This window comes from Flavobacterium columnare (genome assembly GCF_014844295.1).
Classification (GTDB): Bacteria; Bacteroidota; Bacteroidia; order Flavobacteriales; family Flavobacteriaceae; genus Flavobacterium; species Flavobacterium columnare.
Genome location: NZ_CP054494.1, coordinates 2917244 through 2932033, shown reverse-complemented (window position 1 = coordinate 2932033; position 14790 = coordinate 2917244). Strand labels below are relative to the sequence as shown.

Below are 14790 nucleotides of genomic sequence, written 5' to 3'. Positions count from 1 at the left end.
GTTAAAATTTAATTTATTTTTGGGGATTTAAAGTATTGATTATTTTAATGATGCAAATATAAACAAAATTTTGAATATTTATACAAGATAATGAATGAATTTGAAGATTTAGGTGTGCGATTCAATAGATATTTAATATCTAAGGGACTTGGTGTTAATCAAATTGCTAGGATTTTAGAATTATCAGGCAGTCAAATAAGTAATATTAAAAATGGAAAAGTTTTTGGTACAGATAAGATGTTCAAAATATTGAATACTTTTACGGATTTAGATGCCAATTGGTTATTTCGTGGAGAATCTATGGAACATCCTGAAGTTGATATCAACAGACTGGATTATATAATTGAATTGCAAAAAGAGCGTATTATAGATCTTAAAAAAGAAAATGCGGAATTAAAGAAGATGCTAAGATCTAAAAATATAGAATAAAAAGAGTTTTTAGAATTTAGCTTATATAATTCCATATATTTTTTTTCTTATTTAATTCTATAAATACTTGTTTAAGTTTTTGATGTGCTGTTTTTTCCATAAAAGGATCATCTTTTAATAAACGGATGGCTTGGTATCTTGCTAGTTGTAAAATATCACGATCTTTTACTAAATCAGCAATCTGTAAATTTAGTACACCGCTTTGTTGAGTTCCCATAATATCTCCTGGACCACGAAGTTTTAAATCAACTTCCGAAATTTCAAAACCATCATTGGTTTTACACATGGTTTCCATACGTATTTTACTTTCATTACTAAGTTTAACACCTGTCATAAGGATACAATAACTTTGTTCTGCTCCTCTTCCTACACGTCCTCTTAATTGGTGTAACTGCGATAATCCAAAACGTTCAGCACTTTCAATAATCATTACTGATGCGTTAGGAACATTTACACCTACTTCAATTACGGTTGTTGCTACCATTATATTCGTTTTTCCTGCTGCAAAACGATTCATTTCTTCTTCTTTTTCTGAAGCTTTCATTTTACCATGCACTATAGAAATGGCATATTTAGGCAAAGGAAAATCTCTTGAAATACTTTCATAACCATCCATTAAGTCTTTATAATCCATAGATTCTGACTCTTGAATTAGTGGATAAACAATATAAATTTGTCGTCCTTTATCAATCTCATCGCGTATGAATTTCCAAACTTTTAGTCGATTGTTGTCATAGCGATGTACTGTTTGTATAGGTTTTCTACCTGGAGGCAGCTCATCAATCACTGATACACCTAAATCACCATATAAACTCATGGCCAAGGTTCTAGGGATAGGGGTAGCGGTCATTACTAATACATGAGGAGGAAGTTCTGCTTTTTTCCATAACTTACTGCGTTGTTCTACCCCAAAACGATGTTGTTCATCTATAATGGCTAATCCTAAATTTTTAAATTGTACTTTGTCTTCTAATAAAGCATGAGTGCCAATCAATATGTGTAAAGTACCTTTTTGGAGTTCTTCATGAATGATTTTCCGATCTGAAGTTTTAGTTGAGCCTGTAAGTAATTTTATATTTATATTCAAGGGTTTAGCTAATTCCGTAATTCCATTAAAATGCTGAGTAGCTAAAATTTCAGTAGGAGCCATAATACATGCTTGAAATCCGTTATCTAAGGCTAGAAGCATGCTCATTAAAGCAACAATTGTTTTTCCAGAACCAACATCTCCTTGTAATAATCGGTTCATTTGAGCTGGGTTTCCTAGATCATTTCGAATTTCTTTTAATACTTTTTTTTGAGCATTAGTTAAATCAAAGGGAAGGTATTTGGTGTACATTTCATTAAAATAATAACCGACTTTTTCAAATGGATGCCCTTTTATTTTATGTTTTCTAAGTAAATTTTTAGAAATTAATTGTAATTGAATAAAAAAAAGTTCTTCAAATTTTAATCTAAATTGTGCCTTTTGTAATAATTCTTGACTTTTAGGAAAATGAATATTAAATAAAGCACTGTTTTTAGGAATAAGTTGTAATTCTTCTAAAAGATAAGAAGGAAGAGTTTCTATAAATAAAGTATGTGTTTCAATAAAAAGTTGTTGCATCATTTTATTTATAACTTTATTAGAAATTCCTTTATTTTGTAATTTTTCAGTAGACGGATAAACAGCCTGCATTGCAGTGCGTAAGTTGGCTTTATGTTCTTCTACCAATTCCATTTCAGGATGTGGCATAGAAAATTGACCATTAAAGGCATTCGTTTTTCCAAATATGACATAAGGTGTGTTAATTTTTATGTTTTCACGAATCCATTTAATACCTTGGAACCAAACCAATTCTATTTCACCGGTATCATCTACAAATGTAGCTACTAACCGTTTTTTTGCTTTACCAAATTCAACGGTTTTTAGATGAATGATTTTACCTATAATTTGAACTTCACTATTGCTTGGAAGGAGTTCATTGATTTTATAATAACGTGTTCGATCTATATAACGATTAGGGTAAAGATTAACTAAATCGGCATATTTATGAATAGAAAGTTCTTTACGCAACAATTCTCCACGTTGGGGACCAACACCTTTTAAATATTCTATAGGAGTTTCTAATAATGACATTTTAATAAAACTAAATTAATTTAACAACTTAATTTTTTTTCAATAAGTCTATATACCAAAAACCGTAATTAAGGTTTACATTATCTGAATTGGTATTACAAGTTTGATTGGAATTATTTGATTTTGGTTGTTCATATTTTCGATGAACGATTTCTCCAAGTTCAAATTCAATCGGTTTTGAAAAAATAGGGCCATCAAAAGTAAAAGTATGAAATTCTCCATTTTCCCCACAAGGATCTACATTTTTAGGTAAATCATTTATGAATTGAAGGTCTATGATACGACCTACAAAGCGTTTGTCTAAATATCGTTCATTTACACAAGTAACAATCGTTTTGAATCCCAAATTTAAGAAAGTATGAATTAATTCTTTTGTATCTATTTTCCATAAAGGGAAAACACCTTTAAATCCTAATTCTTTTAATTTTTCTTCACGATAATCACGTAAATCTTGTAAGAAAATATCTCCAAAAACAGAAATAGAAATTCCTTTATCTTTAAAATTAGATAGTGTAGTCCTCATAATATTTTCATAGACTTCCATAGTTGGTGCTTCTGGAATTTCCATTTTATGCAATGGTATTTTTAAACTTTTTGCTTGTTCTTCTAAAAGTTCAGTACGCACACCGTGCATCGAGATGCGATTATACTGTTTATTTACACTTGTTAAAAGTGTTGTTACTTCGTATTCATTAGTTTGCAAAATTTTATACAATGCCAATGCTGAATCTTTCCCACTGCTCCAATTAAAAATAGCTTTTGATTTCAATTTTTGATATTTTACGGTAAACTTACAAAAACATTGTATTTTTAAAAAGTAAAATATTAATTCTGATTGATAAAGAATAACCTTTATTTTATATAAAAGATAAAAAATATAGGCTGAATATTACCCCTTGATTACGCATTAGAAATTTATTAGATATTAAATGGCTTTGAATGTGAAAAAGTTTAGATTTTTTATCCTTAATGAAGCAAAACAATATGTGTTTTATCTTCATCAAAGTCTAGTTCATAATATGGTTTAAAAATTAGATGAATTAAAATTTTGTAATAAAAAATAGCCCGATATACTCGGGCTAATATTATTAATAATAAAAACTATACTGATTTCTAATATTTTTAATTCTATTCTTTAATACTATGTAGTATACATTTTTTTTCTCATTTCTTGAATTTTATCATCTTCAAGATATTCATCAAAAGTCATATAACGATCAATAACACCCTTTGGGGTTAATTCCAAAATACGATTTCCAACTGTTTGAGCAAATTCGTGGTCATGTGTTGTAAACAATACAGAACCTTTGAAGTTTTTTAGTGAATTATTAAATGCTGTAATAGATTCAAGATCTAGGTGATTAGTAGGTTCATCAAGCATTAGTACATTAGCACGTAACATCATCATTCTAGAAATCATACAACGTACTTTTTCTCCTCCTGATAATACACGTCCTGTTTTTAGTGCTTCTTCTCCTGAAAATATCATTTTTCCTAAAAAACCACGAACATAAACTTCATCTCTTTCTTCTTCTGTTTTTGCCCACTGGCGTAACCAATCTACTAAAGTATAATCATTTTCAAAGAAGCTATGGTTATCAGCAGGTAAATACGATTGATTAGTAGTAACCCCCCAATCAAAAGTACCTGAATCAGGTGTCATATTCCCATTTATAATTTCATAAAAAGCACTCGTAGCACGAGAATCTTTAGAAAATAAAACAATTTTATCTCCTTTAGCCATGTTTAAATCTACATTTTTAAACAAAACTTCCCCATCTACAGAAGCTGATAGGTTTTGAATATTTAAAATTTGATCACCAGCTTCACGTTCTTGATCAAAAATAATCGCAGGATAGCGACGACTAGAAGGCTTGATATCTGAAATATTTAATTTTTCAATCATTTTTTTACGGGATGTTGCTTGTTTTGATTTGGCAACATTTGCAGAAAAACGACGGATAAATTCTTCTAATTCTGCTTTTTTCTCTTCTGCTTTCTTATTTTGTTGAGCACGTTGTTTAGCTGCTAACTGGGACGATTCATACCAAAATGTATAGTTACCAGAATAATGGGTTATTTTACCAAAATCAATATCAGATACGTGGGTACAAACAGCATCTAAAAAGTGACGGTCATGCGAAACTACCAACACTGTATTTTCATAATTTGCCAAGAAGTTTTCTAGCCAACCAATCGTTTCAAAGTCTAAGTCATTCGTAGGCTCGTCCATAATAAGTACATCTGGGTTTCCAAATAAAGCTTGTGCTAATAATACACGTACTTTTAATTTTCCTTCCATTTCACCCATTAGAGTATAGTGATAATCAGGACCGATACCTAAATTAGATAATAAAGTAGCTGCATCAGAATCCGCATTCCAACCATTCATTTCTTCAAATTGAATCTGTAATTCTCCTATTCTGTCAGCATTGGCATCGTTATAATCTAAATATAACTCATCCATTTCTTTTTTAACAGCATATAAGACTTTATTTCCCATTAATACCGTTTCTAAAACGGTATGTTCATCAAACATGTTGTGGTTCTGGTTTAAAACAGACATACGTTTACCAGGTTCTAATATTACATGTCCAGAAGTAGGATCAATATCTCCTGATAATATTTTTAAAAATGTTGATTTTCCTGCACCGTTTGCACCTATAATTCCATAACAGTTACCTTGTGTAAAAGTTACGTTTACTTCGTCAAACAAAATTCGTTTACCAAATTGTACTGATAAATTTGAAACTGTTAGCATTTTTTATTTTTTTAAAACGTTGCAAAAATACTAATTAGTAATCAGTTATTAGTTATTAGTTGTTAGTTTTTTATAAATTGCATGAAATTCTAAAAACTAAGCATGAAAATACCTTTTGAAAATGCGCCCTTTTATCATTACTTGTTAGAAATACTTGCATTTTTTATAGGTATGCGTTTTTATTTTTATCTTAAAAAAAAGAATTCCATTATATCAGATGAGAATAGACTTTGGATATTATTAGGAGCTATGATAGGAGCTTTGATTGGATCAAGACTCATTGCAGTTTTAGAAACTCCAAGTTTAATTTCTAAGATGTCCTTTTTAATTATTTTTCAGAGTAAAACAGTAGCAGGTGGTTTTTTAGGTGGTTTATTTGGCGTAGAAATAATTAAAAAAATTATTGGTGAGAAAAAACCCTCAGGCGATTTATACGTATATCCTATTATAATTGCATTAATAATAGGAAGAATAGGATGTTTTGGTATGGGGATTACAGAACCTACTTATGGAATAGAAACTTCCTTTTTTACAGGAATAAACTTAGGTGATGGAAAATTTAGACATCCAGTAGCTTTATATGAAATTATTTTTTTAGTATGTCTCATTTTTTTATTTAATAAACTTAAAAATGTTGATCTACTAAATGGAGATCGTTTTAAGCTTTTTTTCTTGCTCTATTTTTTATACCGTTTTTTTATTGAATTTTTAAAACCTTATGAACCATTAATTATAAAATTAAGTATCATTCATTGGATATCTATTTTTATACTGATATATTACTACAAATTTATTATTAGAATTATAAAAAAATATTAAATGCCCACTAGAGATTATATATATTACGATGCTACCCAAAGTATTTGCCCAGAATGTTTACATCTTTGCAATGCAAAAATAGTATTTAAAGATGAGAAAGTATGGATGCTAAAACATTGTAAAACACATGGTGATTCAAAGGTTATGATTGCGGATGATGTAGAGTACTACCGTCAGATAAGAAATTATAACAAACAATCCGAAGTTCCATTAAAATTTAATACAAGAGTACATTATGGCTGTCCTTATGACTGTGGATTGTGCCCTGATCATGAACAACATTCTTGTTTGTCTATAGTAGAAGTTACAGACAGATGCAATTTAGCTTGTCCTACCTGTTATGCTAGTTCAGCTCCTAATTACGGTAATCATAGAACTTTAGAAGAAATTGAAAGAATGTTCGATGCTATTGTAGCCAATGAAGGGGAGCCCGATGTTGTTCAAATTTCAGGAGGAGAACCTACTGTACATCCTCATTTTTTTGAAATCTTAGACTTAGCCAAATCAAAACCTATTAAACATTTAATGGTCAATACTAACGGAATAAGGATAGCTAAAGATATTTCATTTGTGGAAAAACTAGCCTCTTATATGCCAGATTTTGAAATTTATCTTCAATTTGATAGCTTTAAACCTGAAGTTTTAGAAAAAATGAGAGGAGAAGATTTAAGTGAAATTAGAAAAAAAGCAATTGAAAACCTAAATCAATTCAATTTATCTACTACTTTAGTAGTTACTTTACAAAAAGGTGAAAATGACGACGAAATTGGTAAAATTTTAGAATACGCATTACAACAAAAATGCGTTAGAGGAGTTACTTTTCAACCTACTCAAGTTGCGGGAAGAAACGAAAATTATGATGACAACCAAGGTAGAATAACACTAACAGAAGTTCGCAGAAAAATCTATGAACAATATCCCGTTTTTACTCCACAGGACTTGATTCCCGTACCGTGTAATCCCGACGCTTTATGTATGGCTTACGCTCTAAAAATGAATGGTGAAGTTTTTCCAATGACCAATCTTATTAATCCAGAAGACCTTTTAAACAACTCTAAAAATACAATTGTTTTTGAAAGTGATGAAAAACTCAAAAATCATTTACTTACCTTATTCAGTACAGGTATTTCTGTAGATTGTGCTGAAGAAGAACTTGGAGAGTTAATGTGTTGTTTACCAAGAGTAAAATCGGACCACTTACAGTATGATAATTTATTTAGAATTATCATTATGAATTTTATGGATGCACATGATTTTGATGTAAGAGCTGTAAAAAAATCATGCGTACATATCGTTGACAAAAAAGGCAAATTAATTCCTTTTGAAACCATGAATCTGTTTTATAGAGATGAATCTATAAAAGAAATTAGAAAACAACTGAATTAAAAAAGGATGAAAAACAAAAAAATATTATTTGTATTAGCTCTTATGATAATACTATTGATAGTATTCATAGAGCCTATTAGAGCTATTCTAATAGTAGTACTGCTTTCTATTGCAGGATTAGCCGTTTTTGTATCTCCTTTTCCTCTTATTATAGGAATATTACGTTTATTTTTTATAAATGAAAATAAAAAATTTACATTGCAACTGATTACGTATTCTACCATTGTATTAGTAATAGGATCTAGTACTTGTGGTATATTAACTTTTATAAACTAAAGATTATGATAAATGATGTTTTTTTTTCTTTAATTTTTTTTGTAGAAATAGTTAATGTAATAACTTTTTTTATTGGTCTCATATTAGTTATTTTTTTTAGAAAAGAACCCTATAAGACAATAGCCAAAAAAATATTAATTTATTCAATTATTTCATTTGTAATAGGATTTGGATGCTGTGTAGGAGGGATTGCACTATTTAATTAATGAACTTTAACGCTATATTAACAACTATTTATAAATTATAAAAATACATTTGCTATAGGTAAATATTAAATAATGATTGCTTATTATAGAAAAATACTTTCTTATACCATATTTGTTGTTTCTCTTCTTATGATTTCTTGTGATCAAAAACAGGAGCAGAGAGTCTATTTTGGCGGTGAAATAATAAACCCTAATTCAAAATTTCTTTACCTCTGCAAAGAAGATAAAGTTATAGATACTATAGAATTAGATCGTAACAATCGCTTTTTAGTTAAATATGATACCTTATCTTCTGGTATGTATACGTTTAGACATGAACCAGAGTATCAGTATATGTATGTAGAAAAAGGCGATAGTTTAATGATTAGATTAAATGCCCAAGAATTTGATAATTCATTAACTTTTTGTGGTCGTGGCGATGAAAAAAATAATTTTTTAATAGAATTATTTTTAAAAAATGAAGAAGATAAAAATTCAAGTTTTGACATATACGATGAATCTCTAAAAGAGTTTGAATACAGACTCAACAAGGAATACCAAGAACGGAAAATATTTTATAATGAAAAAAAAGAAGAAATAAGTTGGAATGAGGATTTTGATTTATATGCTAGTTCCATGCTAGAAATGCCTTATTTAACCAAAAAAGAACTCTATCCTTTGGTTCATCAATTTAGAACAAATCAAAAAGTTTGTGGTTTGCTTCCTAAAGATTATTATGATTATAGAAAAGAAATTGATTTTAACAATCAAAAGTTAACGGATTTTGCTCCTTTTGTTGCGTATCTAACCGCTATGCTAAACAATATTACTTGTGATAGTAAAAAAGAAACTATAATTGTAAAAAATAATATAGATAGATTAAAGGTTGCTGATTCTATATTTACCAATAAATCAATTAAAAACTCTGTATTACATAACATAGCTTTTATGTATCTTTTAGAAGATCAAAACACCTCTAATAATAAAACCTTTTTATCAGAATATTATAAACTTTCTACTGATTCATGCAGTAAAAATGCCATTAAAGAAATAGCTAATTCTATTCAATCTTTAGCCAAAAATAAATACTTACCCAAAATTGAACTTATAGATTCAAAAGGAAAAATAGTTAACTCCGTTCCAACTAATGCCCAAAAAACGGTTGTCTTTTTTTGGAGTTCAGAAGCCAAATCACATCTAAAATTAGCTCATAAAAAAGCTATGGAAATTAAGAAAAAAAATCCTGCTATAAATTTTGTAGCCGTTAATATAGATAAAGATCCTAATCAATGGGAAAAGGTTTTAGCACATCATCATTTTGAAATCCCTCAACTTCATGCTAAATATTTTGAAGACATACAGAGTAAATGGGTTATAACTAAAATACATAGAGCCATCTTATTAAATGAAGACAAAACAATTAAAAATGCTTTTATAAATATTTTTGATGCTGAGTTTGATAATTATCTAAAATAATTTTAATTCGTTTAAATCCTTATTAAGTTCTCAAGTTTTTAAAAAACTTGAGAATATTTTTTATATTAATTTAACGTTTTTATGCGTACTCTATTTTTATTTTTTTCTGTTGCCTTGTGGTCTCAATCAATTCCTAAAATTGATTTCATTTCCTTAAAAGCGGAATTAACTCCTTCTTTTAAAACAAGGTCAATTTCAGGAACTTGCCGTTATATAGTTCAAGTAAACCAAAAGATAGATTCTATTAAAATAGATGCCATAAAAATGAAGTTTGAACAAGTTAAAATAAATGGAAAATCTGTAAATTATAAAAACACAAATAAATCACTTGTCCTTTTTGAAGGATACAAAATAGGTAAAAATGAAATAACTTTTAATTACCAAGCTACACCTAAACAAACTATGTATTTTGTAGACATGGGCAATGATTCTTTATTTTTATCTTCTAATAATAAAGAACACATACATAACAAGTATCAAATCTGGACACAAGGTCAAGGAAAATATACTTCGCATTGGCTTCCTAGCTTTGATGATGTAAATGAAAAGCTGGTTTTTCATTTAAGTATTTTTGCAGAACCTTTTTATAAAGTAATTTCAAACGGTGTTCTAAAAAAAATTATACAACCAGGTATAAAAGCAAATAAAAAATGGGTGTATGAAATGAAAAAACCAATGTCTTCCTATTTAGCAATGCTTACGATAGGAGCATTTGATTCAAAAGAAATAGTATCAAAAGGAGGAAAGAAGCTTCAACTATATTATAAATATGAGGATGCAAATAAATTTGACTATACCTATAAATATTCGAAAGAAATTTTTAATTTCTTAGAAAAAGAAATTGATTTAGATTATCCTTGGAAAATATACAAACAAGTTCCTGTCGAGGATTTTTTATATGCAGGTATGGAAAACACTACAGCTACATTATTTTCTCAAGATTTTGTAGTAGATAAAACAGGTTTTAATGATAAAAATTACATAAATGTAAATGCTCATGAATTAGCACATCATTGGTTTGGTGATCTAGTCACAGCAAAAGAAGGAAAACATCATTGGCTACAGGAAGGTTTTGCTACTTATTACGCATTATTGGCGGAAAAACATTTGTTTGGAGATACTCATTTTCAGTTTGAATTACTAAAATATGCCGAAGAAATAAATGCTAATTCTAAAAAAGATACAATTCCTATTTTAAATGAAAAAGCAAGTGTATTAAGTTTTTATAAAAAAGGAGCATGGGCATTACATTATTTGAAAGAATCAATAGGGGATCATTGTTTTAAAAAAGCAGTAAAAGCATATCTAAAAGAATACCAATACAAAAATGTTGAAACAGATGATTTTTTAAATGAAATACAAAAAGTAGCTCCTCATTTTGATATAGCTCAATTTAAAAAAGAATGGTTAGAATCACCGGGTTTTGATATTGAAAAAGTCGTTCAAATTTTGAGTCAAAATAAAGAAGTCAAAAAATATTTTGAATTACAGGAAATGCAAACAATTCCTTTTGATCAGAAAAAAGTATTTTTTGAAAATATTTTACTATCAAATCAATATGTTGCTTTAGTACAAGAAATTATTTATCAATTAGGAAATATTTCTTATCATGAAAAAGCTGAATTGTTAAAATTAGCAATGAATACTAAAAATATAGCTATCCGACAAGCAATAGCAGAAACTATTCAAACAATACCATTAGAATTCAGATCTGATTATGAACAACTTTTGGATGATGAATCCTATATAACTAAAGAAATTGCATTAGTACAGTTATGCAAACAATTTCCAGAAAATTGTGCTATTTATTTAAATAAAACAAAAGAAATAATTGGTTTGAATGATAAAAGTTTTAGAATTACCTGGTTAGGACTCGCTATAAAATCAAAAATAGAAAGAAAAGAAGTATATGAACCATTTTTATCTGAACTTTTAGAGTATACAACTCTAAAATTTAGTTCAACAATAAGGCAAAACGCATTAGAAGTAATCCTTAAAATTAATCCAACTCATCCTATTGTTTTAAAATCATTAGTAAATGCTACGCAGCATCATAAATGGCAATTTGTTCGTTTTTCAAAAAATACAATTAGAGCTATGCTTAAAAAAGAGTATTTTAAGAAAGCTTTTGAAGGCATTCTTCCTAATTTGTCTGGCAAAGAAGAATTATTTTTGCGTAATGAATTAAAATAATAAAAGCAGAATCATAAAATCTCCTCTATATTTTTTTTAATATTTTCAGCAATTTTATCTGTAGGCAAATCATTTTCATCATTTCCAAAAGGATCTTCAATTTCCTCAGCAATAAGCTCTAAACTGGCTAATACATAAAATATGAATATAACAACAGGAATTGTTAAATATCCTAAACTAAAAACATAGCCAAAAGGTAATGACATAACGTAGAAAAAGATAAACTTTTTTAGAAATACACTATAAGAAAAAGGAATAGGGGTATTTTTAATTCGTTCACAAGCACCACAAATATCTAAAAAAGAGGAGAGTTCATTATTTATAAATACTAAATTTTCATCAGAAAGTTTTTTTTCATTTTTTAATTCAATTATCTTTTTAGTCATTAGTTTTACTATTTGACTTGGCTTATGTTTTTTATGGTGTATGTCTACATTTAGTTCATCAAATAACTCTTGATTAATCTGTTCATTTTTTAAATGTAAACTGAGTACTTGAGCAAAATATGGAATAGCCTTTTTAAATAAGACTTTATCTTCTTTATCTATTAAGATAGCAGAAAGTTTTATAGCTAAATTTCTACTATTATTTACTAAGGCTCCCCATTGTTTTCTACCTTCCCACCATCTATCATAAGCAGTATTGGTTCTAAAAACCAAAAGTAGTGAAATAACAAAACCCAACATGCTGTGCATGATGGGTATGTTTTTTAAATTATGTTCTTTAGATAACTTGAAATATTCTAGTTCTAAATAAGCTATAACCCCTGTGTATAATCCAATACTAAGTATTAGTGGTAATAATTGCCTAAAGGTATCTGCTTTATGAAATCTAAAAATAAAGGTAAACCAATCTTTTGTATTATAAGAAATCATTATTATTATTCTTTATCTTTATGAATTCTTTCTAGTATAATTTTTTCTGGAGCATGAAGAACCATTGGAAACTTTTCAATTTTCACAGAGCTTATATCTAATCCAAAAGCACTTTCTTCTGATAATGAAAATTTCTTTAGGAAGAAATAAGTGCTCATAACTATTTTTTCAGCAAAATTCAAGAAACTGTCATTTGAAAGATATTTTTCAGAAAGTATAAATTTAAAATCTCCCAAGATTTTATTTTTATGTAAAGATTCGTAACGACTTGTAATATCTACTTCGCCTTTTTCTACCATATCTTTAATTACTTCTTTAAACATTAAATTGATTTTAGTAGGCTCTCTAAATCCTAAATTAAAATCAATACGGTATAAATCATCTCTAATAATTTCTGTTACACGGTATTCTTTTTTATAAGGTTCATTGGCTACATTAACATGTATAAACCAATAGATATCAGCTCTTTTTGGACGTTTTTGTAAGATAGAATACATTACTTTCTCCTCAATTTCATCTACACGACCTGCATTAGTCATATATACTAAATGAGTAGCGTATTTAGGGATTGATAAATCAACACTTAATTCAGCTAAAACTTTTTTATAATGTTCTACTTTTACAAATTTTGTATAATTTTTACCTATTTGCTTAGCTCTATACCAAACAGCCATGACAAATATTAATAATGAAGCAATAATAAGAGTTACATATCCACCATGAGCAAACTTATCTAAACAGGCTATTAGAAAACTAAACTCAATAGCTAAATAAAATAGGATCACTGGTAGTATTATAAAAACTGTAATACGCTTCATAACCATATAATACATCAATAAAATAGTAGTCATAATCATACATAAAACAATTGCAAGACCGTAAGCTGCTTCCATTTTACCTGATTCTTTAAAATACAATACAATACCTATACAACCCGCTAATAATAACCAATTGATTGAAGGAATATATAATTGTCCTTTTAATACCGTTGGATATTTAATTTTAACTTTTGGCCAAAAATTTAATCGTACTGCTTCATTAATAAGGGTAAAAGAACCTGATATTAAAGCTTGTGAAGCAATAACAGCAGCTAAAGTGGCTATTAAAATTCCGAAGGGTTGAAACCAATCAGGCATTACCAAGTAAAATGGATTAATGTTATTAGGATTAATACTACGTAAAGTTTCTCCTTGATGTTTAATTAAATATGCTCCTTGGCCAAAATAATTTAATAAAAGAGCTATTTTTACAAAAATCCAACTAATTCTAATATTTTGTCTTCCACAATGCCCCATATCAGAATATAAAGCTTCAGCACCTGTAGTACATAAGAAAACAAAACCTAAAACATAAAATCCTTCAGGATGAATTTGTAATAAATGAATAGCATAATAAGGATTAATTGCTCTTAACACATCAAAATTCTGTGAAATTTGAATAATTCCTAAAATAGCCAACATTCCAAACCAAATGGTCATCATAGGCGCAAAAAATTTACCTACCAAACTTGTACCAAATTGTTGAATTAAAAACAATAGTACTAAAATAGTAATTACAATAGGAACCGTATTAATTTGAGGAAAATACAACTGCAATCCTTCTACAGCAGAAGAAACGGATATAGGAGGTGTAATAATTCCATCAGCTAATAGAGCAGAACCTCCTACAATGGCAGGTATAATCAGCCATTTGACTTTCGTTCGTTTAACTAATGCGTATAATGCAAAAATTCCACCTTCTCCGTTATTATCCGCAGATAGTGTCATAATTACATACTTTAACGTGGTCTGGAGAGTAAGCGTCCACAAAATAGCTGAAATACCTCCTAAAACAACATCTGGGCTAATGGCATGATTGCCTATAATAGCTTTCATTACATACAAAGGCGATGTACCAATGTCACCATAAATAATTCCTAAAGTAACAAGAATTCCACCTAAAGTAAATTTACTGTGAAGATCTTGATGATGCGTTGAGCTCATATTTGAAGTTAATAAAATAAAGGACAAAATTAAATATTTACAATTAATTGTTTGTCTTTTTAGGCTTTTTTTTTATGAATAAATAATATTTTTTTTAAGCCATTAAAAACGGATTCTTTTATTTTTAGTTTTTTTGTACTATTTGTTTGTAAAAGAACTAAAATAATTTCTATGATGTTACTCTTCTAATAAATATTACTACTTTTTTAGTAGACAAAAGTAGTAGAGAATCCTATTGAGACAGAAAAAAGAAGATGTATTTAAGAAAAAAGTACCTAAATATACCTTC

11 protein-coding genes are annotated in these 14790 nt (G+C 28.3%); 6 read left to right on the top strand and 5 right to left on the bottom strand.

The annotated features are described in order from the left end of the window. Window positions 1-90 precede the first annotated feature (90 nt). Window positions 91-429, top strand: coding sequence for a helix-turn-helix domain-containing protein (locus HUE53_RS12880; protein WP_014164578.1), 339 nt, complete (start codon window positions 91-93; stop codon window positions 427-429). A 16-nt stretch (window positions 430-445) separates the two neighbouring features. On the opposite strand, the gene recG is transcribed toward HUE53_RS12880, so the two are convergent. The 3 genes from recG to HUE53_RS12865 all read right to left on the bottom strand — a co-directional run bounded on the left by recG (window position 446) and on the right by HUE53_RS12865 (window position 5309). Beyond that, entirely contained in the window at window positions 446-2548 is a 2103-nt protein-coding gene (gene recG / locus HUE53_RS12875; RefSeq protein ID WP_394368213.1) for an ATP-dependent DNA helicase RecG, read from the bottom strand. A gap of 28 nt (window positions 2549-2576) precedes the next feature. Continuing rightward, the gene (locus HUE53_RS12870) at window positions 2577-3317 is read right to left on the bottom strand and encodes a Dph6-related ATP pyrophosphatase (protein WP_014164576.1); all 741 of its coding nucleotides are present in this window, start codon (window positions 3315-3317) and stop codon (window positions 2577-2579) included. Between the two features lie 372 nt (window positions 3318-3689). After that, window positions 3690-5309, bottom strand: a complete 1620-nt coding sequence (locus tag HUE53_RS12865; protein WP_014164575.1) for an ABC-F family ATP-binding cassette domain-containing protein — start codon at window positions 5307-5309, stop codon at window positions 3690-3692. A 102-nt stretch (window positions 5310-5411) separates the two neighbouring features. Between HUE53_RS12865 and HUE53_RS12860 the strand changes: the two genes are divergently transcribed. The 5 genes from HUE53_RS12860 (at window position 5412) to HUE53_RS12840 (ending at window position 11644) form a co-directional block, all read left to right on the top strand. Next, entirely contained in the window at window positions 5412-6128 is a 717-nt protein-coding gene (locus HUE53_RS12860) for a prolipoprotein diacylglyceryl transferase family protein (protein WP_014164574.1), read from the top strand. Beyond that, on the top strand, window positions 6129-7514 hold the full coding sequence (locus HUE53_RS12855) for a radical SAM protein (RefSeq protein ID WP_192188562.1): 1386 nt from the start codon (window positions 6129-6131) through the stop codon (window positions 7512-7514). Window positions 7515-7520: 6 nt separating this feature from the next. Then, the gene (locus HUE53_RS12850) at window positions 7521-7790 is read left to right on the top strand and encodes a hypothetical protein (protein ID WP_097609749.1); all 270 of its coding nucleotides are present in this window, start codon (window positions 7521-7523) and stop codon (window positions 7788-7790) included. Between the two features lie 278 nt (window positions 7791-8068). Beyond that, window positions 8069-9451 (top strand): TlpA family protein disulfide reductase, encoded by a 1383-nt coding sequence (locus HUE53_RS12845; protein ID WP_014164570.1) that lies wholly within the window; start codon window positions 8069-8071, stop codon window positions 9449-9451. Between the two features lie 81 nt (window positions 9452-9532). Continuing rightward, a complete protein-coding gene (locus HUE53_RS12840; protein ID WP_014164569.1) occupies window positions 9533-11644 on the top strand; it encodes a M1 family metallopeptidase in 2112 nt (703 codons plus the stop codon). Between the two features lie 11 nt (window positions 11645-11655). Here the strand turns inward: HUE53_RS12840 and HUE53_RS12835 are convergent, their stop codons facing one another. After that, the gene (locus HUE53_RS12835; protein WP_014164568.1) at window positions 11656-12519 is read right to left on the bottom strand and encodes a bestrophin family protein; all 864 of its coding nucleotides are present in this window, start codon (window positions 12517-12519) and stop codon (window positions 11656-11658) included. 5 nt (window positions 12520-12524) lie between these two features. Continuing rightward, window positions 12525-14501 carry a KUP/HAK/KT family potassium transporter gene (locus HUE53_RS12830; protein ID WP_014164567.1) on the bottom strand — a complete coding sequence of 659 codons (1977 nt, stop codon included), beginning with the start codon at window positions 14499-14501 and terminating at the stop codon, window positions 12525-12527. Window positions 14502-14790: the final 289 nt, after the last annotated feature.

Excerpts from the sequence above, each read along its gene's own strand:
- HUE53_RS12840 (WP_014164569.1), top strand. The coding sequence starts at position 9,533 with ATGCGTACTCTATTTTTATTTTTTTCTGTTGCCTTGTGGTCTCAATCA.
- HUE53_RS12880 (WP_014164578.1), top strand. The coding sequence starts at position 91 with ATGAATGAATTTGAAGATTTAGGTGTGCGATTCAATAGATATTTAATA.
- HUE53_RS12850 (WP_097609749.1), top strand. The coding sequence starts at position 7,521 with ATGAAAAACAAAAAAATATTATTTGTATTAGCTCTTATGATAATACTA.
- HUE53_RS12855 (WP_192188562.1), top strand. The coding sequence starts at position 6,129 with ATGCCCACTAGAGATTATATATATTACGATGCTACCCAAAGTATTTGC.
- HUE53_RS12845 (WP_014164570.1), top strand. The coding sequence starts at position 8,069 with ATGATTGCTTATTATAGAAAAATACTTTCTTATACCATATTTGTTGTT.
- HUE53_RS12865 (WP_014164575.1), bottom strand. The coding sequence starts at position 5,309 with ATGCTAACAGTTTCAAATTTATCAGTACAATTTGGTAAACGAATTTTG.
- HUE53_RS12830 (WP_014164567.1), bottom strand. The coding sequence starts at position 14,501 with ATGAGCTCAACGCATCATCAAGATCTTCACAGTAAATTTACTTTAGGT.
- HUE53_RS12835 (WP_014164568.1), bottom strand. The coding sequence starts at position 12,519 with ATGATTTCTTATAATACAAAAGATTGGTTTACCTTTATTTTTAGATTT.
- recG (WP_394368213.1), bottom strand. The coding sequence starts at position 2,548 with ATGTCATTATTAGAAACTCCTATAGAATATTTAAAAGGTGTTGGTCCC.
- HUE53_RS12860 (WP_014164574.1), top strand. The coding sequence starts at position 5,412 with ATGAAAATACCTTTTGAAAATGCGCCCTTTTATCATTACTTGTTAGAA.